This is a genomic window from Burkholderia sp. D-99 (assembly GCF_011605345.1).
Taxonomy (GTDB): domain Bacteria; phylum Pseudomonadota; class Gammaproteobacteria; order Burkholderiales; family Burkholderiaceae; genus Burkholderia.
Map to the genome: position 1 here is coordinate 1,071,317 of NZ_JAAOXM010000002.1, position 21,320 is coordinate 1,092,636.

Below are 21,320 nucleotides of genomic sequence, written 5' to 3' on the forward strand. Positions count from 1 at the left end.
CCTCCCGGGGAAAAATGCGCGCGCGCGGCTTGGCTGGCTATGCCACGACGCTTTGTGTGCCGGCGCGGGCGATCTGCGCGTCCTGCTCGGACTTTACGCCAGACACGCCGATCGCGCCCGCGATCCGGCCGCCGACCGTGACCGGCACGCCGCCTTCGAGCAACCCCGTCAGCGGCACGCTGAGAAACGCGGTGCGGCCACCGTTGATCATATCCTCATACGCCTTCGTCTCGCGCCGGCCGAGCGCCGCCGCGCGCGCCTTGTCCTGCGAGATGGTCGCGCTGGCCGGCGATGCGCCGTCCAGGCGTGCAAACGCGAGCAGGTGGCCGCCGTCATCGACGACGGCGATCGATACGGCCCAGCCGTGGCGCTCCGCTTCCGCGCGGGCGGCGGCGAGCATGCGGTCGGCATCGGCGAGTTCGAGTTCGGGTTTCGTCTGCATGGCATTTCTCCGGAATCAGGTCAGTTCACGAGATGGTTGTCGACGAGCTCGATCCAGTGGCGCACGGCCGTGCGGCCCGCGCCGTTCAGGTGAGTCTGGCAGCCGACGTTGGCCGTGACAATCAGGTCCGGCCGCTCGGCTTCGAGCGCGTCGAGTTTGTTGTCGCGCAGTGTCGTCGCGAGTTCGGGCTGCGTCAGCGAATACGTGCCGGCCGAGCCGCAGCACAGGTGGCCGTCGGCGACATTCGTCAGATCGAAGCCGAGCCGCGTCAGGATGCGTTCGACCGCACCGCCGAGGCGCTGCGCGTGCTGCAGCGTGCACGGGCAATGCACCGCGACGCGGCGTGGCGTCGAACCGGCCAGCGCGTCGAGCGGCTCGGCCGCGAGCACCTCGGCGAGATCACGCGCGAGCGCGCTGACGCGCCGCGCTTTCTCCGCGTAGACGGGGTCGGAGCGCAGCAGGTCGCCGTATTCCTTGACGAACGCGCCGCAGCCGCTCGCCGTCAGCACGATCGCTTCCGCACCGGCCTCGATCGCGGGCCACCATGCGTCGATGTTGCGGCGTGCGCGGGCGAGGCCGGCATCCTGTGCGTTCAGGTGATACTCGGTCGCGCCGCAGCAGCCGGCTTCGCGCGCCGGGCTCACGCTGATGCCGAGCCGGTCGAGCACCCGCGCGGCGGCGGCATTGGTGTTCGGCGACAACGACGGCTGCACGCAGCCCTCGAGCATCAGCACGCGTCGCGCGTGGCGCACAGCTGGGCGCGGTGCGGCCGCGGGGGCGGCGGCCGGGATCTTGTCCCGCAGTGCGCCGGGCAGCAGCGGGCGCAGTGTGCGGCCGGCCTTCAGCAACGCGGCGAACGTCGCCGGGCGCGGCACGACGTGACGCAGCCCCGCGCGCAGCAGGCGTTCGCGCGCGGGCCGTTGTGCCCGCTTCTCGGCTTCCACGCGGCCGATGTCGAGCAGCGTGTGATAGCGCACGCCGGACGGGCAGGTCGTCTCGCAGTTGCGGCACGTCAGGCAGCGGTCGAGATGCCGCTGCGTGCGTTCGCCGCACGGCTCGCCTTCGAGCAGTTGCTTGATCAGGTAGATGCGGCCGCGCGGCCCGTCGAGCTCGTTGCCGAGCACCTGGTAGGTCGGGCAGGTCGCATTGCAGAAGCCGCAGTGCACGCACGCGCGCAGGATCGCTTCCGCTTCGTCGGCCCGGGCGAGGGCCTTGCTTGCTTCGCTGAGATTGGTTTGCATCGGCGGGTCGGGATCGGGTTCGCGTCAGAAATCGGCGTAGAGCCGGCCGGGATTGAAAATCGCATGCGGGTCGAGCTGCGCCTTGAGCTGTCGGTGCACGCGCAACAGCGCAGGCGGCAGCGGCTGGAACGGCTCGCGCGTCGTGCCCGGCGTGAAGCAGGTCGCGTGGCCGCCCCATTGCGCGGCGAACCGCTGCACGTCTGCCGGCGCGGCGTCGCTCTTCAGCCAGCGCTGTGCGCCGCCCCAGTCGGCAAGCAGCGCGCCGGGCAGTGCGTCGAGCGGCGCGGCGGCCGGCACCGACACGCGCCACAGCGGGCGCGGGTCGTCGAAGAATGGCAGCGCAAGGTCGCGCAGCCGTGCCCAGAACGCGTCGTCGCGATCGTCCATGCGCTCGCCGCCGATCGTGTCGCGCGCGGCCTTCACCGAGCCCTCGCCGCCTTCGATCCGCACGCGCAGCACGCCGTCCGCGTGGCATGCGCCCGCGAGCGGCAGCCCCGCGCGCCGCCAAGTGGCGACACGCTGCACGGCTTCGTCCGCGGCGAGCGGCAACGCGAGATCGCACGTCGCACGCGGCTTCGGCAGCACCTTCAGCGATACCTCGGTCACGACGCCGAGACAGCCGAAGCTGCCCGCGAGCAACCGCGACACGTCGTAGCCCGCGACGTTCTTCATCACCTCGCCACCGAAGCGCAGGTGTTTCGCGTGGCCGGTGATCACGCGGCAGCCGAGCACGAAGTCGCGCACCGCGCCGGCCCACGGGCGGCGCGGGCCCGACAGCGCCGCCGCGAACATCCCGCCGACCGTGGCCGCGCCGCCGAACGACGGCGGCTCGCACGGCAGCATCTGGCCGGCCGCATTGAGCATCGCTTCGAGATCGGCGAGCGGCGTGCCCGCGCGCGCGGTGACGACGAGTTCGGTCGGGTCGTACGACACGACGCCGCGATGCGTGCGCACGTCGAGCGTGCGGCCTTCGACGGGGCGACCGAGGAATGCCTTCGTGCCGGCGCCGCGGATGTGCAGCGGCTGGCGGTCGTGGATGGCCGCGTCGACCTGGGCGACGAGCGCCGCGCTGTCGTCGATCGATTCGATGTCGCGTCGCATCAGAAGCGCTCCAGTTCGGGAAACGGCAGCTTGCCGTGATGGACGTGCATCGCGCCGAATTCGGCGCAGCGATGCAGCGTCGGGATGTTCTTGCCGGGATTGAGCAGGCCCTGCGGATCGAACGCGGCCTTCACCGCGTGGAAGAACGTGATTTCGTCGGCGTTGAACTGCACGCACATCTGGTTGATCTTCTCGCGCCCGACGCCGTGCTCGCCGGTGATGCTGCCGCCCGCCGCGACGCACAGCTCGAGGATCTTTCCGCCCAGCGCTTCCGCGCGGTCGAGTTCGCCGGGCCGGTTCGCGTCGAACAGGATCAGCGGGTGCATGTTGCCGTCGCCCGCGTGGAACACGTTCGCAACCGGCAGCCCGTATTGGGCGGACAGCGCGGCGATGCCTTCGAGCACGCGCGGCAGCTCGCGGCGCGGGATCGTGCCGTCCATGCAGTAGTAGTCGGGCGACATGCGGCCGACCGCGGGGAACGCGTTCTTGCGGCCGGCCCAGAAACGCTGGCGCTCGGCTTCGTCGCGCGCGACGCGGATCTCGGTTGCGCCCGCGTCGCGCAGCAATGCGGCGACGCGTTCGGCATCCTCGTCGACATCGGTCGGCGAGCCGTCGAGTTCGCACAGCAGGATCGCCTGTGCGTCGACCGGATAGCCCGCGTGGATGAAATCCTCGGCCGCGCGGATCGCGAGGTTGTCCATCATCTCGAGGCCGCCGGGGATCACGCCCGCGCCGATGATCCGCGCGACGGCGGCACCGGCTTCGGCGACGTCGTCGAAGCTCGCCATCAGCACCTTCACGCTCGGCGGCTTCGGCAGCAGCTTCACGGTCACTTCCGTGACGATGCCGAGCATCCCTTCCGAGCCGGTGAACAACGCGAGCAGGTCGAAGCCGGGTGCGTCGAGCGCGTCGGCGCCGAGCGTGAGCGTATCGCCGTCGATCGTCAGGATCTCGACCTTCAGGATGTTGTGCACCGTGAGCCCGTATTTGAGGCAGTGCACGCCGCCCGCGTTTTCGGCGACGTTGCCTCCGATCGAGCATGCGATCTGCGACGACGGATCGGGTGCGTAGTAGAGGCCGTAGGGTGCAGCGGCCTGCGAGATCGCGAGGTTGCGCACGCCGGGCTGCACGCGCGCGATGCCGGCATCGGGGTCGATGTCGAGAATCCGGTTGAACTTCGCCATCACGAGCAGGAGGCCCTTTTCGAGCGGCATCGCGCCGCCCGACAGCCCCGTGCCCGCGCCGCGCGCGACCACCGGCACGCCGAGCGCGGCGGCGACGCGCAGCACCGCACGCACCTGCTCGACCGTGTCGGGCAGCACGACCGCGAGCGGCACCGTGCGGTACGCGGCGAGGCCGTCGCATTCGAACGGCTTGAGTGCCTCGGGTTCGTGCAGCACGTCGAGGCCGGGCGTCGCCGCGTGCAGTGCGGCGACGAGTGTGTCGCGGCCGACGGTCGCCAGCGGGCCGTCGATCCGTTCGTCGTAGGTGAAACTCATCGGGGTTGTCTCCACCATGCAGGCGGCTGCGCGAGGCGCGGCACGCCGGAAGGGATGGATTCTTGGCGGGCGGCGCGCGCGTGTCCAGACGTGGCGAATGTGGTCATACCAGTTTTTGTCGGGACGCCAGAAGGTGGCTGTCTCGATTGCCGTAAAACTGAATGGTGACAAGGGTTTGTGGGAAAATCGCCGATATTCTCCCGAAGTGGTCATACCAGTATGGAAATGCACGAACAGGCGGGCTCGGCGCGGAACGTGGCCGACGTCGTCGCCGAGCGCATCGAGCAGCTGATCGTCGACGGCGTGCTGAAGGCGGGCCAGGCATTGCCGTCCGAACGGCGGCTGACCGAGAAGCTCGGCGTGTCGCGCACCGCCGTGCGCGAAGGGATGAAGTTGCTGCGTGCGCGCGGGATCATCGAGACGACGCACGGCAAGGGTTCGTTCGTCGCGAGCCTGACCCCGCAGCGCGAAGTCTCGCCGATGATGCATCTGCTCGGCTCGCAGCCGCGCACGCTGTACGACCTGTTCGAGGTGCGCGGGATGCTCGAGACGGAGGCCGCGCGGCTCGCGGCGCTGCGCGGTACGCCGGCTGATTTCATCCTGATCAAGCGGCGCTATGACGAGATGACCGCGGCCGATGCGCAGGATCTCGACCCGGCTGCGCGCGCGAAGCTCGATCACGCATTTCATCTCGCGATTTGCGAGGCGTCGCACAACCCCGTGCTCGTGAATACGTTGCAGTCGCTGACGGATCTGCTGCTGAGTTCGGTGTTCGCGTCGGTGAACAACCTCTATCACCGCGAGCCGTTGAAGAAGCAGATCGATCGTCAGCATGCGCGGCTTTATAACGCGGTGACGGGGCGGCTGCCCGAGCAGGCGCGCAAGGCGGCGAGCGAGCATATTCGCCAGTGCGTCGAATATCTGAGGGAGATCGAGCAGGAGGAGCAGCGGCTCGTGCGGTCGACGTTGCGGCTTGAAGGGTGGACGTGATCGCGGCTGCGCGTTGCTGCATGTGTTGACGCGTGTCACACGCGGTGGGCCGTCTGGCAACGCATGTCACATGGCTATGTCAGACTGTGAGCCATTCTTCGTGTGGCCCGCTGTCGTTCGACATGATGCGTGGCGCTGTCGCGTGAGCGGTGCCTGACGGAACCACGCCGGACGAACCGGTGCGCCACCCTTCCCGAAACGGAGGACATCGCATGTCGAACCGGACCCACGACGACGGGCACTCCGCCCGCCCCGTCAAAGCGGCGGACGATCCCGCCGATGCGCAACGCGATGCGCTGCTCGCGTTGCTGAACGAACTGCTGGAAGCCGAGCGTGCCGGCGCGCGGGTGGCGTCGGAGACGGCGGCGGAAATCGACGATCCCGAACTTCATCGGCTCGTGGCCGGTATTCGGCAGGATGAGGCGCACTGGTGTGCGGTGCTGGTCGATGCGATTCGTTCGCTTGGTGCGACGCCGACGCATGCGACGGGTGCGTTCTACGAAAAGGCGATGGCGATCGACGATCTGGCGGAGCGGCTCGCGTTCTTGAATCGTGGCCAGCACTGGGTCGTGCGCAAGCTGCAGGCATTGCTGCCGACGCTTGCGCAGCCGGATATGCATCACGCGCTTACGCAGATGCTCGTGTCGCATGAGAAGAATATCGGGGCGGTGGACGTGCAGTTGCGGATCAAGGGCGGTGGTGCCGAGTCGGGAGCGGCGTAGCGACGGTGATCTCGAGAAACGTCCATCGTGGATTTCCGTCGATGTCGCCTCTTGCCCGCACGTTGCTATCTCGCCAGATTTGCCGGTAGCGACAGCTTCGGATCGTGCAACGGTTGTTGCGATCACCTTTCTGACGGGTAAACATTCGTATGATTCTGGGTGCCTGGACAAGATTGGATTTTCGTTGATTCAATTGATCCCCGGTAAGGGTATTCAATTCATATAGGATTTTTATTAATATGTGATTTCAGATTCCAAGGAAGATTGGTGCGAGTCGAATGCCTTGTGTCTATATGCCATCGGTGGCATCAGTAATTCTGGATGTGCAGGAGGGATCGGTTATATGGAAAAATCCGAGTTGCGGAGTGATCTGGCGGAGTTGCGTGAACTCGTTCGTCAGTTTGTCGATGAGCGTGATTGGGACAAATTTCACACCCCAAAGAATCTGGCGACGGCTCTCAGCATAGAGGCAAGTGAGTTGCTAGAACCATTTCAATGGCTGGTTTCGGGCGAAAAAGCCGAACTGAGTGAGGCTAACCTGACAGCAATTCGTCACGAGATGGCTGACGTATTGGTATACCTGGTTCGTCTCGCGGACAAGATGGATGTCGATCTTTTTCAGGCTGTGCTCGAAAAGATGAAGCTCAATCGAGAAAAATATCCTGCTGAAAAAGTACGAGGCGACTCGCGAAAATACTCTGAATATAAAGATCGCGAAAAGTGATTTTGTATGTGGATCGAGTCGTCTGGGTATTTATTTTTATGGTTAATTGGTGGGTTTCATAATTACTTCATTGTGATAGGTGATGTAGGTTGCTCCAATCTTGTGTTTGCGATGAAGGGTTAATTTTGATGAATCAATTGCGATGACGCCATAATCAAGCATTACGTGGTGATTGGGGCAAAGAACAAGAATATTTTCTGATGTATCTGGTCCCTTGTGTGGATTTCCGAGGGGTTGTATGTGGTGGGCTTCGGAGTAAAACTCGCCATTGGGAAGTTTGATGGATTCCCCGCATATCTGGCACTTGTTCTTATGCAGAAGCTTTATCTGGCGAGCTAGTGCGGTATCTCGAAGGATGCGATATGTTTTTTGGTGCTGTCTTTGAGGTGTCTCGTTCCCAAGCGAATCGATGTCGGACGCCAGTGGTGTGGGTTTTTCAAAAGACCGTAGTCCCCACACCCCACCGCCGATTCCGTGAACGGAAAAGAATAAGTCATTTCCAGAAAAAACCGTTGAATCAGAGGAGTTTCGCTCAATAGCCCCTCGAACGGAGGCTCCAAGATCCGCCGGATGTGGCTTGGGTCGTATAGTCGCAACCTGCTCGTAGATTTCGGCAAGTGGGGCAATGCCGCCAAGTTGTTCTAGTGCGAGTGCTATGTCCTCGGGCCACGTTGCCATTTAATTTTTAAACCTGTTAATTTGTTATGGATGGGCTGCAATTTAACATGGCACACGTTATTTGTCGTTTTATATCCCTTGTCCACGTCCAGCCACGTTTCTCGAGATTGGCGATGTCAATCTAGCTCGAGGGCGCGTGCACTTGACCGATTTTTTGTCTATCGTCGTCGACCACGGTCGACCCAGCTTGAACCTCTAACGCAAGACACCGGAATTGTTCTGCACTTCTTAGGTGATCCGAATTCGACAGCCCCCCAAAAAAAAGCCCGCCGAAGCGGGCAACCTCACGATGCGGAGGGGGAGATACGAATACGCGAGGGCGCGCGTTCAGCCCTTGGTCGCACCAAACGTCAGCCCCGCCACGAAATGCTTCTGCATCGCGAAGAACATCGCGACAGACGGTAGCGCGGCAAGAATCGACCCCGCCGACACGAGATTCCACGACGTCGTCCATTGCCCCTTCAACGCGGCAACGCCCGCCGTGATCGGTGCCGTTTCATCCCCTTGCGTGAGACACAGCGCCCAGAAGTAGTCGTTCCACACGAACGTAAAAACAAGAATCGCCAGAGCCGCCAACGCCGGCCGGATCAACGGCAACACGATCCGCCAGAACACCGTCCATTCCCCCGCCCCTTCGATCCGAGCCGCCTCGATCAGCTCGAACGGCAACTGCTTGATGAAGTTGCGCAGGAACAGCGTGCAGAACCCCGTCTGGAACGCGACATGAAACAGGATCAACGCCTCGACGGTATTGAACACGCCGAGCCTGAGCGACAAGTCCCGCACCGGAATCATCAACACCTGCACCGGCACGAAATTACCCGCGACGAACGTTCCGAACAGCGCCGTACTACCGCGAAACTTGTAGGTCGCGAGCGCGAAGCCGGCCATCGCCGCCAACGCGATCGAACCGACAACAGACGGCACCGTGATCTGCACGCTGTTCCAGAAGTAATGCAGCATCGGCGACGTCGTCAGCGCGTCGCGATAGTTCTCGATCATCGAGAAGTGCCGCGGCCAGCTCCAGTAGTGGCCTTCGACCAGTTCCTCGGTCGAGCGCACCGACGTGACGAATACGGCGATCATCGGCAGCAGCCAGATCACGAGCGCGACGGGCAACGACAGCTTGTACAGCCGGCGCGATACCGGCTTCCATTGGGTAACGGGTGTCGGAAACATGATGAAGGCATCCCCGGAAGGTCAGGTCACTGCTCGTTGCGCAGCAGGCGGCGCAACTGGAACACGATGTAGACGAGCATGATCGCGAACAGCACGACCGCAATCGACGCGGAGTAGCCGAGCCGGTAGTACTTGATCGCCTGGTCGTACATGTAATACGCAAGCACGGTCGAGCTCTCGAACGGGCCGCCGCTCGTCATCACCGAGATCAGGTCGAAGCTGCGCAGCGCACCGATCACCGTGACGACGATCGCCATGAAGGTGGTCGGCCGCAGTTGCGGCAGCACCACGTGCCACAGCAGTGCGAAGCCGCGCGCGCCTTCCATGCGTGCGGCTTCGATCTGCTCCGGGTTGAGCGACGTGAGGCCGGTGAGGTACAGGATCATGCAGTACGCGGTTTGCGGCCACAGCGCGGCGAACACGATGCCGAACGTCGCATAGCGCGCGTCGCCGAGCACCGGGATGCCGTGCCCGGCAATCAGCGCGAGCAGCCCGAACGTCGGATCGTAGAACCACGAGAAGATCAGGCCGACGACGACGCCGGACAGCACGAACGGCGCGAAGAACAGCGACTTCACGAGCCGGATGCCGCCGACCGCCTGGTTCAGGTACAGCGCGAGCGCGAGCCCGAGCGGCGGCGCGAGCATGAAGAGCGCGAGCCAGGTCACGTTGTTGCGCAGCGCGGTGTAGAACGTCGGCGCATGCAGCAGCTCCGCATAGTTCGCGAGACCGACAAACGTGCGCTCGGTCATCCCGTCCCAGTTGTACAGGCTCAGCCACAGCGTCGACAGGATCGGCCAGATCACATAGACGGCAACCATTGCGCAGGCCGGCGCGAGAAAGAGCCCCGCGGCACGCCGTTGCCGCCGCACGGCGGGCGACGGGCGGCGCGCGGGCAATGCGACAGCGGCGGGCGTCAGAGGGGGCGGCGATCCCGGAGGCCCGGCGGGCGGTTCGAGATGTCGGGACAAAATCGGACTGGACACGGCAAGGCTCCTGAACGAGCGAACGATGGGACAGCCGCAGCGGCGGAGAACCGCCGCGCGGGTCACGGCGTTACTTCTTGTAGATCCGCTTGCGGGTCTGTTCGAGTTGCGCGAGCACCGCATCGAGCTGCGCGGGATTCGCGACGAACTGCTGCATGCCCTTCATCCCCTCGTCGGCCATTTCCTTCGTCATGTCGCGGTCATAGAACTGCGCGACGCCGCCCTTCGTGTCGGCGAGGATCCGGAAGCCGATGCGCGAGACCGGATCGGCCGGCTCGGGCGATTTGCTGTTGGCCGACAGCGAACCGAGGCCTTCCGCGAGCTTCGCGCCCATCTCGGGTGTTTCGACGAACGCGAGGAACGTGTGCGCGTCGGCCTTGTTCTTCGCCTTCGTCGGGATATGCAGCGATTCGACCGGGCCATCCTCGGCGGTCGGCACCTTCGGGTCGATGATCGGGAAGCGGTAGTAGCCCATTTCCTGCTTCACGTTCGGCGGGAAACCCGCCGCGATGAAGGTGCCCATCAGCATCATTGCCGCCTTGCCCTGGAACAGGAACGGCTGTGCGCCGTCGAGATCGTAGGACAGCGCGTTGTCGATGAAGTAGCCCGCGTCGATCAGCGATTTCCATGTCGTGTAGACCCTCTTCACGCGCGGGTCGGTGTACGGCACGTCGCCGGCCATCAGTTGCTGGTGGAACGCGTTGCCGTTCAGGCGCAGGTCGAGATAGTCGAACCAGCCCGCGAGCGTCCACGCGTCGCGGCCGCCGATCGCGACCGGCGTGATGCCGGCCGCCTTCAGCTTCTTGCACGCGTCGAGAAACTGGTCCCAGGTCTTCGGCTCGTCTGCGATGCCGACCTTGCGGAACAGGTCCTTGCGGTAGAACAGCCCCCACGAGTAGTAGACGGTCGGCGCCGCGTACTGTTTGCCGTTGTACGACGATGCGTCGCGCGTCGACGCATACATCGCGCCCCAGCCGTTCTTCGCCCAGTCGCCGCTCAGGTCCTCGAACAGCCCGCGCTTCGCGTAGTAGGCCATCCGTTCCCCGGCGTGCCAGTTCACGACGTCCGGCGCGACGGTCGTCAGCCACGCGGGGAGCTGCACCTTGTACGCTTCCTCGTCGACAAAGGTCGCCTTCACGTCGATGTCGGGATGGGCCTTGTGGAATGCATCGAGCGTCGATTGCCAGACCGCGCGCTGGCTCGCGCCCTTGAACGCGATGTTGATCGTCAGCGTGCCGGCGTCGGCGGGCGCGGTCATGCCGAGCGACGCGAGCGCGACGGCGGTGGCTGCAGCGAGCCGCGTGGCGGCACGAAGGGGGCGAAGTGTCATGGCGTCTCCAGTCCTGTGCTGATTGTCGTTGTGCGTGACCGGCGCGTCGGGGCGCCGGTGGCGGTTGCTACGAACGGCTTCGATACACGGCCACGTCTTGCGGCCCGACTTGCGCACTACCGAGCACGAACGCGGACGGCGGTACTGCGTCGATCGTGTACGGTGTGTCGCCATAGTTGAATACGTAGGTCAGGCCGCCGCGCCGGCTCACGCGCACGCCGTCGCCGAGCGGCGTTGGCGCGAGGCCCGCTTCGGCCGCGACCTCGGCGAACAGTTGCGCAGTGGTCGCGTCGTCGAACAGCGCGGCCCAGTAGTGCAGCGTGCCGTGCGAGACGCAGGCAGGGTGACCGTCGGCGAAGCGCGCACGCACGACGCTGTGCGTGTCGTCGTGCAACTCGACGAAGTCGCGCCAATGGCGCGCATCGCCCGCGAGCGGCGCGCCATCGTGCAGCGTGCCGTTGATCCGCTCGGTCACGTTCGGCCGCAGCGATTCGACGCGCCACACGCGCACCGGCAGGATCGATACGAGCGGGCCGGGTGGCAGCGTCGGCGGGATCTGCAGGTCGACGGTCTTCGAGCCGGTGCGCGGCCCGAACACGGCATGCGCGCCCGATGCGGCGAGCCGTGCCGCGAAATCGTCCGGCACGATCGGCAATGGCGGCACGACGACGAGACGGTAGCCGTCGAGCGGCGCGTGCGCTGAAACGATGTCGACGTCGAGGCCGAGCGAGCGCAGCGCCGAGTAGTACTCGAATGCGAAGCGCGGATAGTGGAAATCGGCGCCCTGCGGCTGCACTTCGAACAGCCACTTCGCCTCGTAGTCGAAGACCAGTGCGACGGGGGCGCGCACAGCGCCGTCCGCATCCGCGCCGGCGTCGTGCATGGCCGCGATCTCGCGCGCGACGTGCTGCGCCTCGCGGCCGCCTTCGTCGAGTTTGTTGTCCGGCGTGTTCAGGCCCGCATGCATCTGCTCTTGCGCGAACGGTGCCTGCCGCCAGCGGAAGTACGACACGCAGCCGGCGCCGTGCGCGAATGCCTCCCAGCTCCACAGGCGCACCATGCCGGGCAGTGGCGCGGGGTTCCACTGCGCCCAGTTCACGGGCCCCGGCTGCTGCTCCATCACCCAGAACGGCAGCTTCGACATGCCGCGATAGAGGTCGTGATTGAACGACGCGAAATCCGGGTGGCCGGTGCGCAGCCAGCGCGCCTTCACGTCGGGCGTGAACCATTGTTCCTCGAGCGCGCCGAGCGGATAGCTGTCCCACGTCGCGACATCGAGGTCGCGCGCCACTTCGTAATGGTCGAACTCGGTGAACAGCTGCATGAAGTTGTGCGCGACGGGCCGGCCCGGCGAATGCGCACGGATCACGTCGACCTGCATCCGGTGATAGCGCGCGACTTCGTCCGACGCGAAGCGCCGGTAGTCGAGACGATGCGACGGATGGGCTTCGGTCACGGTGCCGACGGGCGCGTCGACTTCGTCGAAATGGCGATACTCCATGCTCCAGAACACGGTGCCCCACGCGCGGTTCAGCGCGTCGATCGTGCTGTAGCGGGCCTTCAGCCACGCACGGAAGCGCACGAGCGCGGCCGGCGAATAGCTGACGACGGTCTGGTGGCAACCCAGCTCGTTGTCGGTCTGCCAGTAGCGCACGGCCGGGTGGTGGCCGTAGCGCTCGGCGACCGCCGTACAGATGTGGCGCGACGCTTCGAGATAGGTCGGCGACGAGAAGTCGTAGTGGCGGCGCGAGCCGAACGCGCGCGGCCGGCCGTCGGCGCCGATCGCGAGGATGTCGGGGTGGCGGTCGACCAGCCATTTCGGCGGCGTCGCGGTCGGTGTGCACATCACGATCTCGAGGCCGGCCGCGCCCAGCACGTCGACCGCGCGATCCAGCCAGCCCCAGTCGTATTCGCCCGGCGACGGCTCGATGCGGCTCCACGCGAATTCGGCGATCCGCACCTGCTCGATGCCGAGCGCTTTCATCCGGCGGGCGTCATCGGCCCACATCGATTCCGGCCAGTGTTCCGGGTAGTAGCAGACTCCGAGGCGCATGCCGATCCTTATGCGTAGTGGTGAACGTGGGCGTCGGCGCACGCGGGCACTGCGCGGCCGTCTTCGGTGAAGAGATGGCAGGCCGCGGCTGGCGCATGCACGTGCACGCGTTCGCCGCTGCGCACCTGCGCGTCGCCGGGTACTTTCGCGATCAGCGGTGCGCCGCCGGGCGTGTCGAGGTGCACGTAGGTCTGTTCGCCGAGGCGTTCGACGAGCGCGACGTCGCGCGCGAGCGTTGTCGCGTCGTGCGCGGCGCCGAGTGTCAGGTGTTCGGGGCGAATGCCGAGCGTCACGGTGGCGCCGGCGCCGAGCGCCGAGCCGTCGCGCGGCAGCACGAAGGTTTCGCCGGACGGTGCGAGCGTGACGGTCGTGCGACGGGCATCGGCCGCGGTCACGACGGCCGGCAGGAAGTTCATGCGCGGCGAACCGATGAAGCCCGCGACGAAGCGGCTGGCCGGATGGTGGTAGAGGTCGAGCGGTGCGCCGACCTGCGCGATGCTGCCGTACTGTGCGGTGTCGGCGCCGGCATGCAGCAGCACGATCTTGTCGGCGAGCGTCATCGCTTCGGTCTGGTCGTGCGTCACGTAGACGACGCTCGCGCGTGCGAACTGCCGGTGCAGCCGCGCGATCTCGATGCGGGTCTGGCCGCGCAGCGCCGCGTCGAGATTCGACAGCGGCTCGTCGAACAGGAACACGCCCGGCTCGCGCACGATCGCGCGGCCGATCGCGACGCGCTGGCGCTGCCCGCCCGACAGCGCCTTCGGCTTGCGCTCGAGCAGCGTGTCGAGCTGCAGGATGCGCGCGGCGTCGCGCACCTTCCGGTCGATCTCGGCTTTCGGCACACGCGCGAGCTTCAGCCCGAACGCCATGTTCTCGTACACCGTCATGTGCGGAAACAGCGCGTAGCTCTGGAACACCATCGCGACGCCGCGCTCGGCAGCGGGCACGTCGTCCACGCGGCGGCCGTCGATCGACAGCTCGCCCGCGCTCAGGTCCTCGAGCCCGGCGATCATCCGCAGCAACGTCGACTTGCCGCATCCGGACGGCCCGAGGAACACGCAGAACTCGTGCGCGCCGATCTCCAGATCGACGTCGCGAATGACCGGCGCGTGATCGCCATAGGCTTTCTGCACGCGTCGCATCGAGATGCTCGCCATTGTCTCCGCTCCATGTTTTAATGCGCCATCATGTTTGATTAAGCGCTTAATCACCGCGATCAAAAAAAGAGGCGATGCGATCGCGGCCGAGTCGCGCCCGTCGGTCGGGCGGCAGGGTGTGCGGCGATAGTGCGCCGCTTCGGTGAGCGAAGCAAATACTGGATAGACGTCTCATATAGTGAGCAAACGATGGCAACCCTGGATGAAGTGGCGCGCCGTGCCGGCGTGACGGCCGCGACCGTGTCGAACGTGCTGCGCGACCGCGGCCGGGTGGGCGAGGCGACGCGTGCGCGGGTGCTGGAAGCCGTGGAGGCGCTCGGGTATCGGCCGCATCTCGCCGCGCGGGCGCTGGCGGAAGGGCGCGCGCCGACGGTCGCGCTGATGGTGTCGAGCATCGCGAACCCGTTCTACCCGGAGTTCGCGCTGGCGGTCGAGCGCGCGGTGCGCCGCAACGGGCAGTTCCTGATCGTCTGCAATACGAACGAAGATCCGTTGCAGGGGCGCGCGTATCTCGACCAGATCGCCGGCACGATCTCCGAAGGGATTCTCGTGACCAACGCGAACCTGCATTTGCCCGATCTGCGCGACGTGGCGGCGCGCGGCGTGCCGGTCGTGCTGTGCCTGTGGGAGCGGCCGGAGGCGCCGCCCGACGGATTGCCGTGCGTGGCGATCGATTTTCGAGAGGCGGGGCGGATCGCGACGCGGCATCTGCTCGAGCTCGGCCACGAACGGATCGGCGTGATCGTCGGCGGGTCGGCGAGCGGCGTGCAGGCGGCGCGCTACGACGGCTTCGTCGACGTGATGCGCGAAGCCGGGCTCGACGCGTCGATCGTCGCGGCCGAACCCGATTCGATCGAAGGCGGCGTGCGCGCGGCGGGTCGGTTGCTCGACGCGCATCCGCGGCTGACCGCGCTGGTCGCGACCAATGACCTGCCGGCGATCGGCGCGATGCATGCGGCGGCCGATCGCGGCAGGCGTGTGCCGGACGATCTGTCGATCGTCGGGATTACCGACATTCACTTGGCAAGCGACACGCGGCCCACGCTGACGACTGTCGCGATCCCGACCGCCGAGGCCGCCGGGCTCGCGGTCGAATTGCTCAATGCGCTGCGCGAGGCGGGCGAGCGCAGCGACGCTGCGTCACGCGTGCGGATAGCGTCGCTGCCGAAACTGGTAGTGCGTGGTACGACCGGCCGGGCGGCCGACGGGGGCGCGATGCGGTCGACTTGATGCGTGGGTGGGGCGTATGTCGCGAGGTTGCTGCCGCAATCGGCGCGGCAGGGCCCGGCAAGGCACGGCTCGGCACGGCACGGCAAGGCAAGGCACGGCATGGCACGGCGCGGCATGGCACGGCGCGGCACGGCACGGCACGGCACGGCACGGCACGGCACGGCACGGCACGGCCCGGCACGGCCCGGCAAGGCAAGGCAAGGCAAGGCAAGGCAAGGCAAGGCAAGGCAAGGCAAGGCAAGGCAAGGCAAGGCAAGGCAAGGCAAGGCAAGGCAAGGCCCGCGCGCGGTGCCGCAGCGGCAAACGCAGCGCCGGCCTCAATCACCTTCGACGAGCTGCATCACGATGCGCCTGGCCGATTCGAGATGCGCGACCGTCATCGAACGTGCCGCGCGCGCATTGCGTTCGCGGCACGCCTGCAGGATCTCCTCGTGCTCGACCTGGAACGACGGCGTATCGGCGAGCAGCGTGGCCTGCAGGCGCTCGTACCGTTCGACCTGGCTGCGCAGCTCCGCGATCGTCTTCAACTGCCGCGCGTTGCCGCAGCACGAATACAGCAACGCATGGAATTCGCGGTTCAGTTCGCCCTGCCGGCGCGGCACGGTCGCGTCGCCGAGCAGGCGATGGACGAGTTCGGCGCGCGCGAGCGTCTCGTCGTCGAGCCGTTTCACGCTTCGGTAGATCGCGTCGCCTTCGAGCAGCGTGCGCAGGTCGTAGATTTCCTGCACGTCCGATGCGCTCAGCATGCGCACCACGGCGCCGCGATTCCTGAAGATGTCCAGCAAGCCTTCGCGTTCCAGGCGCTGGATGGCCTCGCGCATCGGAATCCGGCTGATGCCGAACCGGTCGGCCAGGTCGCGCTCGACGAGCCGCTCGCCGGCTTCGAGCTCGCCGTTGATGATCATGTCGCGCAACGAGGCAGCGACCGCGTCCGCCGTGGAATCGAGTTTGGCTTCCATGCCTGTGTGTTCCGTCAATTTGGAATAATGGTATACCAAGCGAGAATCCAGTGCCAAAATGGCGATCGCAGGCGGGCTCCGTACAACGAACTCCGGCCCGGTCGAGGCAACCCACATCAATGGAGAGCGAGATGGCATCTGGCGAACACAAGTATCGCGTTGCGGTAGCGTGGACGGGCAATCGCGGCACCGGCACGTCGGGGTATCGCGAGTACGGCCGCGATCATGTGATCCGGGCCGGTTCCAAGCCGGATATTCCCGGTTCGTCGGACGCGGCGTTTCGTGGCGACGCGTCGCGCTGGAACCCCGAAGACCTGTTGCTGGCGTCGGTATCGGCGTGTCACAAGCTCTGGTACCTGCATCTGTGCTCCGATGCGGGCATTCGCGTGCTTGCCTATGTCGACGATGCGGAAGGCACGATGGTCGACAGTTCGGAGCCGGGCCGCTTCACGGAAATCGTACTGCGCCCGCATGTGACGATCCAGGCCGGCGACGATTGCGAGCGGGCGGAACATCTGCATCATGATGCGCATGCGAAGTGCTATATCGCGAACTCGGTCAATTTTCCGATCCGCTGCGAGCCGGTGATCGAGTTCGCCGCAGGCTGACGAAAATGCCGCTCCATTGTCGGAGGTCGAATTCAGACTGTCGGGAACCGCGCGGTTTCGCTAGCCGCCGCGCCGCTCGGCCTCCGTGCGATCCTCGGCGGTCACCGACGTGAGCCGCGCGAGGCGCGCGGCGAGCCACGCCCGCAGGTCGTCCATGCACGTATAGGCAACCGGCACGAACACGAGGCTCAGCAGCGTCGACGTGATCAGCCCGCCGATCACTGCGACGGCCATCGGTGCCCGAAAGCCTGCATCCGCGCCCGTGCTGATCACCGACGGCACCATGCCGGCCACCATTGCGATCGTCGTCATGATGATCGGCCGCGCGCGTTCCGCGCCGGATTGCAGCAACGCCTGGTGACGCGGCATGCCCTCGCGCCGCTTCTCGATCGCGAAGTCGACCATCAGGATCGAATTCTTCGTGACGATGCCCATCAACATCAGCATGCCGATCACCACCGGCAGGTCGATCGCGGCGCCGTACAGCAACAGCGCGCCGAGCGCGCCGCCGACCGACAGCGGCAGCGCCGTCAGGATCGTCAGCGGCTGCAGGAAATCGCGGAACAGCAACGTCAGCACCGCGAGCACCATCAGGATGCCGAACGTCATCGCTGTACCGAACCGGGAGAACATCTCGTTCATGTACTCGGCGTCGCCATACTCCGCCCGACGCACGCCGTCCGGCAGCGCGCGCATCGACGGCAGCGCATCGACCGCGTCGAGCACCGGGCCGAGCGTCATGCCGTCCGTCAGGTCGGCATCCACCGACACGCGCCGCAGCCGGTCGAAACGTTCGATGCGCGACGGTCCGCTGCCGAAATCGACGTCCGCGACCGATTGCAGCGGCACGCTCGTTCCGCTGTCGGTCGCCACGCGCAATTGCCGCAGCGTATTCAGGTCGCCGCGCTCCGTCTCCGGTAACGCGACGCGCACCGGCACCTGCCGGTCGCGCAGGTTGAAGCGCGCCGAGTTTGCATTGATGTCGCCGACGGTTGCGATGCGCGCAATGGTGCCGATCGCGTGGGTCGTGACACCTGCGCGCGCCGCTTCGTCGAAACGAGGACGCACCTGGATCTCGGGGCGCGGCAGCGGCTCGTTGACCTGCACGTTGGCAAGGCCCGGCACGTTGCGCATGTCGTGCCGCAATGCCGACGCAGCCAGCGACAGCTGCGCCGGATCGGCACCGACGAGGATGATCGACACGTCGCGCGCGGCGCCATCCGCGCGGAATGCATAGCGGATGTCGGGCACGCGGTCGAGCGCCGGGCGCAGCGATTGTTCGAACGCCTTCTGGCCGAGCTCGCGCCGGTTCGGCGGCACGAGCTTCAGCATCACGGTGCCGGTCGACACATCGGTGGTGCCCGACGCATCTTCGCCGCCCGCCGTCGTGAACGCGGCGAGCACCTCGGGCCGCAGGCGCGCCTCTGCCGCAATCTGCCGCAGTACCGCGTCGGTCTTCGCGAGCGGTGTGCCCGGCGGCAGCGTCACCTCGATCCGCGACTGGCTGACGTCGCTGGTCGGCAGGAAGCCGGACGGCAGCAGCGGCACGACCGCCAGCGATGCGGCGAAGAAGGCGGCGCCCGCGAACAGGCAGATGCGCCGGTGCCGCAGCGCCCAGTCCAGCAGCGTCAGGTAGCGGCCGAGCACACGCCCGGGCCGCCGGCCGGAGCGCGACGCGTGCGCGGCCGTGCCGGCGGGTTTCGGGTGCAACAGGTATGCGGCCAGCAACGGCGTGACGAGCCGCGCGACCAGCAGCGATGCGAGCACGGCGACCGATACGGTCACGCCGAACGGCGTGAAGTACCGCCCGACGATGCCGCCGATGAAGCTGACCGGCAGGAATACCGCGACGATCGTCGCGGTGATCGCGACCACCGCGAAGCCGATTGCGTCTGCGGCGTCGATCGCGGCCTGGAACGGCCGCTTGCCGAGGTCCAGGTGATGCTCGATGTTCTCGATCTCGACGATGGCATCGTCGACGAGGATGCCGATCACGAGCGTCAGCGCCAGCAGCGTGATGCTGTTCAGCGTGTAGCCGAACCCCAGCATCGCCGCGAAGGTCGGCAGCATCGACAGCGGCAGCGCGACGGCGGCAACCACGGTCGCACGCCAGCTGCGCAGGAAGACGAACACCACCAGCACGGTCAGCACGGCGCCCTCGATCAGCGTCGTCATGGTCGCGTTGTAGCTCGCGAGCGTGTATTCGACCATCGACGCCACTTCGCGGATCTCGATGTCGGGGCGCTGTTTCTGCAGACGCTCGAGCACCGCCTGCACACCGGACGCGACGTCCGTATCGCTCGATCCCTTCGCGCGATACACGGCGAAGCCGACCACTTCCGCGCCATCGAGCCGCGCGAGCGAACGCGCGTCGCTCGCACCGTCGCGGATCGTTGCCAGATCGGACAGTCGGGCCCATCGGCCGCCGGACAGCGCGATCGGCATCGCGGCGAGCGCGTCGACCGAGGTCGCGCCGCCGAGCGTGCGGATTGACTGCTCGCTGCCGGCCAGCACCGCACGGCCGCCCGGTACGTCGACGCTCGTGCGCATCAGTTGCGCGTTGACCTGGTCGGTCGTGATGCCGAGCGCCTCGAGCTGCTCCGGGCGCAACTGCACGCGAATCTCGCGGTCGACGCCACCGAGACGCTGCACGCGCTGCACGCCGGGCACCGCCAGCAGTTCGCGGCTGAGCGTATCGTCGACGAACCATGACTGTTCGACGACGCTGCGTCCTTTCGCCCGCAGCGCGTAGTTGAGGATCGCGCCGCCCTCGATGTCGACTCGTGTGACGATCGGCTCCTCGATCGACTGCGGCAGGTTCATGCGGTTCTGCGCGACGGCTTCGCGCACGTCGTTGACCGCGCGCGCCGTATCGACGCCGAGCTGGAATTCGACGGTCGTGATCGACAAGCCGTCGCCGATTGTCGACGTGATGTGCCGGATGCCCGCGAGCCCCGATACGGCACGCTCGACCGGCAGCGTGATCGCATGCTCGAGATCGGCGGGCGCGGTGCCCGCCTGCGCGATCGCTACCGTGACGATCGGAAAATCCACGCGCGGGTTGGCGTTGATCGGCAGCTTGAGAAACGCTGCCCAGCCCGCCACCGCGAGCACGACGAACAATACGATGGTCGGGATCGGGCGACGGATGGCCCATGACGACAGCCTGAAACTCATTTCGCCCCCGCTGCGCCAATGCCGGCCGCCTGCACGACGTCGCCGTCGCGTACCAGCGCCGAGGCGACCGCGACGACACGATCGCCTGCCTTCAGGCCGCTGCGGACCTCGATCCATGAACCATCGCGCCGGCCCGCCACGATCGCGCGGCGCGTCACGCGGCCGGTGGCGTCGACCTGCGACACGAACGCCGCGTCCTGCGCGCCGAACGTGACCGCGCGTTGCGGCACGGCGACCGGCACGTCGGCCCGTTCGACCGTGAGCTCGGCGCGCGCGAAGCCGCCGGCCCGGAAGCGCGACGTGTCGTCCAGCGCGATGCGCACCTTGCCCATCCGGGTTTGCGGGTCGATGCGCGGCGCGACGAGGCGCACGGTGCCGTCAGCGGTGCGCTGTGATTCGGGCAGTGTGACCGTCGCGCGCTGCCCCGCGCTGAGCGCGCCCAGGTCGCGTTCGACCACGTCGCCGTCGAATTCGAGTTCGCCCCGGCCGATCAGCCGGAACAGCGGTTCGCTGCCGGCCAGCGCGCCGGCGCGCGCGGCGCGGCTCGCGATCACGCCATCCGTTGGCGCGCGGACGGCAGCCTTGTCGAGTTCTGCGTGCGCCTCGGCCAGCCGCGCGAGCGCCTGCTCGCGATCCGCGCGCGCGCCGCGCAGGTTCGCAGCGGCTGCGGCGGCTTGCGCGCGCTGCTGGTCGACCTGCTGGTCGCTGACCGCACCGGAGCGGCCGAGCGGCTCGATGCGGCGCCATGCGGCCTGCGCATCGGCGTCGAGCGCCTGCTGTTGCGCGACCGCGGCCTGTGCGCGATCGACCGCCGCTCGTGCGTCGCGCAGCCGTGCGTCGAGCGTCGCGGTATCGAGCCGCGCGAGGATCTGGCCGGCTTTCACGCGATCGCCTTCGTCGACCAGCACGGCCGTCACCCGCTGATCCTGCAGCGGCGTGCCGATCGCGATGTCGTCACGCGCGGCGATCGTGCCCGTCAGCCGGATCGTGCGCGCAAACACGGCCGGCCCGGCGGCCGCGAGGGTGACACGTTGTGCAGCCGGTGCGGGCCGCGCCGCGAGTTCACCGTGCGTCGACGACGGCAGCAGGCTGGCGGCGGCGCCCGCCAGCGCCATCAGCAGCGTAAATGTCAGCGTGCTGCAGCGCGCGCGCACAACGGCTTTCCAGCGAAACAGGGCGCCCGTCGCGGGCGGTTTCCGGATCATGGGAGTCTTCACGAAAGAAAATCGGGTGGGGGATCGCCG

At 66.7% G+C, this 21,320-nt stretch carries 17 protein-coding genes and 1 pseudogene; 5 read left to right on the forward strand and 13 right to left on the reverse strand.

What is annotated here, in order from left to right; translation table 11 throughout:
- Positions 1 to 37 precede the first annotated feature (37 nt).
- From HAV18_RS12040 to glcD, 4 genes are read right to left on the reverse strand one after another with little or no spacing between them, the layout of a single operon-like run.
- A complete protein-coding gene (locus HAV18_RS12040; protein ID WP_166955815.1) occupies positions 38 to 442 on the reverse strand; it encodes a heme-binding protein in 405 nt (134 codons plus the stop codon).
- A gap of 20 nt (positions 443 to 462) precedes the next feature.
- Positions 463 to 1,683: a glycolate oxidase subunit GlcF gene (glcF, locus tag HAV18_RS12045; RefSeq protein ID WP_166955816.1), complete on the reverse strand. Its 1,221-nt coding sequence runs from the start codon at positions 1,681 to 1,683 to the stop codon at positions 463 to 465.
- A gap of 24 nt (positions 1,684 to 1,707) precedes the next feature.
- Positions 1,708 to 2,784 (reverse strand): glycolate oxidase subunit GlcE, encoded by a 1,077-nt coding sequence (gene glcE / locus HAV18_RS12050; RefSeq protein WP_166955817.1) that lies wholly within the window; start codon positions 2,782 to 2,784, stop codon positions 1,708 to 1,710.
- A complete protein-coding gene (gene glcD / locus HAV18_RS12055) occupies positions 2,784 to 4,283 on the reverse strand; it encodes a glycolate oxidase subunit GlcD (RefSeq protein ID WP_166955818.1) in 1,500 nt (499 codons plus the stop codon). Before glcD ends, glcE begins: the two co-directional genes overlap by 1 nt.
- 219 nt (positions 4,284 to 4,502) lie before the next feature.
- On the opposite strand from glcD, the gene glcC reads away from it, so the two are divergent.
- From glcC to HAV18_RS12070, 3 genes and pseudogenes are all read left to right on the forward strand, one after another.
- On the forward strand, positions 4,503 to 5,273 hold the full coding sequence (gene glcC, locus HAV18_RS12060; RefSeq protein WP_166955819.1) for a transcriptional regulator GlcC: 771 nt from the start codon (positions 4,503 to 4,505) through the stop codon (positions 5,271 to 5,273).
- A gap of 272 nt (positions 5,274 to 5,545) precedes the next feature.
- Positions 5,546 to 5,995: pseudogene (locus tag HAV18_RS12065) on the forward strand (DUF6306 domain-containing protein); the annotation flags it as partial.
- A 343-nt stretch (positions 5,996 to 6,338) separates the two neighbouring features.
- Positions 6,339 to 6,719 carry a nucleotide pyrophosphohydrolase gene (locus tag HAV18_RS12070; RefSeq protein ID WP_166955822.1) on the forward strand — a complete coding sequence of 127 codons (381 nt, stop codon included), beginning with the start codon at positions 6,339 to 6,341 and terminating at the stop codon, positions 6,717 to 6,719.
- A gap of 42 nt (positions 6,720 to 6,761) precedes the next feature.
- Here HAV18_RS12070 and HAV18_RS12075 read toward each other — a convergent pair whose 3' ends face one another.
- From HAV18_RS12075 to HAV18_RS12100, 6 genes are all read right to left on the reverse strand, one after another.
- The gene (locus tag HAV18_RS12075; protein ID WP_166955823.1) at positions 6,762 to 7,397 is read right to left on the reverse strand and encodes an HNH endonuclease; all 636 of its coding nucleotides are present in this window, start codon (positions 7,395 to 7,397) and stop codon (positions 6,762 to 6,764) included.
- A gap of 327 nt (positions 7,398 to 7,724) precedes the next feature.
- Positions 7,725 to 8,576: a carbohydrate ABC transporter permease gene (locus tag HAV18_RS12080; protein ID WP_166955825.1), complete on the reverse strand. Its 852-nt coding sequence runs from the start codon at positions 8,574 to 8,576 to the stop codon at positions 7,725 to 7,727.
- A 26-nt stretch (positions 8,577 to 8,602) separates the two neighbouring features.
- The gene (locus tag HAV18_RS12085) at positions 8,603 to 9,562 is read right to left on the reverse strand and encodes a carbohydrate ABC transporter permease (RefSeq protein ID WP_166955826.1); all 960 of its coding nucleotides are present in this window, start codon (positions 9,560 to 9,562) and stop codon (positions 8,603 to 8,605) included.
- A gap of 70 nt (positions 9,563 to 9,632) precedes the next feature.
- Positions 9,633 to 10,892 carry an ABC transporter substrate-binding protein gene (locus HAV18_RS12090; protein ID WP_166955828.1) on the reverse strand — a complete coding sequence of 420 codons (1,260 nt, stop codon included), beginning with the start codon at positions 10,890 to 10,892 and terminating at the stop codon, positions 9,633 to 9,635.
- A gap of 67 nt (positions 10,893 to 10,959) precedes the next feature.
- Positions 10,960 to 12,945 carry a beta-galactosidase gene (locus tag HAV18_RS12095; RefSeq protein ID WP_166955830.1) on the reverse strand — a complete coding sequence of 662 codons (1,986 nt, stop codon included), beginning with the start codon at positions 12,943 to 12,945 and terminating at the stop codon, positions 10,960 to 10,962.
- A gap of 8 nt (positions 12,946 to 12,953) precedes the next feature.
- The gene (locus tag HAV18_RS12100; protein WP_166955832.1) at positions 12,954 to 14,102 is read right to left on the reverse strand and encodes an ABC transporter ATP-binding protein; all 1,149 of its coding nucleotides are present in this window, start codon (positions 14,100 to 14,102) and stop codon (positions 12,954 to 12,956) included.
- Between the two features lie 189 nt (positions 14,103 to 14,291).
- Between HAV18_RS12100 and HAV18_RS12105 the strand changes: the two genes are divergently transcribed.
- Complete coding sequence (locus HAV18_RS12105; protein WP_166955834.1) at positions 14,292 to 15,332, forward strand: LacI family DNA-binding transcriptional regulator; 1,041 nt, start codon at positions 14,292 to 14,294, stop codon at positions 15,330 to 15,332.
- Between the two features lie 317 nt (positions 15,333 to 15,649).
- On the opposite strand, the gene HAV18_RS12110 is transcribed toward HAV18_RS12105, so the two are convergent.
- Positions 15,650 to 16,291: a GntR family transcriptional regulator gene (locus HAV18_RS12110; RefSeq protein WP_166955836.1), complete on the reverse strand. Its 642-nt coding sequence runs from the start codon at positions 16,289 to 16,291 to the stop codon at positions 15,650 to 15,652.
- 131 nt (positions 16,292 to 16,422) lie between these two features.
- Here HAV18_RS12110 and HAV18_RS12115 point away from each other — a divergent pair, with 131 nt between their 5' ends.
- The gene (locus HAV18_RS12115) at positions 16,423 to 16,899 is read left to right on the forward strand and encodes an OsmC family protein (protein ID WP_166955838.1); all 477 of its coding nucleotides are present in this window, start codon (positions 16,423 to 16,425) and stop codon (positions 16,897 to 16,899) included.
- A gap of 60 nt (positions 16,900 to 16,959) precedes the next feature.
- Here the strand turns inward: HAV18_RS12115 and HAV18_RS12120 are convergent, their stop codons facing one another.
- Together HAV18_RS12120 and HAV18_RS12125 are read right to left on the reverse strand one after the other, a co-directional pair.
- Positions 16,960 to 20,076 carry an efflux RND transporter permease subunit gene (locus HAV18_RS12120; RefSeq protein WP_166955840.1) on the reverse strand — a complete coding sequence of 1,039 codons (3,117 nt, stop codon included), beginning with the start codon at positions 20,074 to 20,076 and terminating at the stop codon, positions 16,960 to 16,962.
- Positions 20,073 to 21,281 (reverse strand): efflux RND transporter periplasmic adaptor subunit, encoded by a 1,209-nt coding sequence (locus HAV18_RS12125; RefSeq protein ID WP_166955842.1) that lies wholly within the window; start codon positions 21,279 to 21,281, stop codon positions 20,073 to 20,075. Before HAV18_RS12125 ends, HAV18_RS12120 begins: the two co-directional genes overlap by 4 nt.
- Between the last annotated feature and the right edge of the window lie 39 nt (positions 21,282 to 21,320).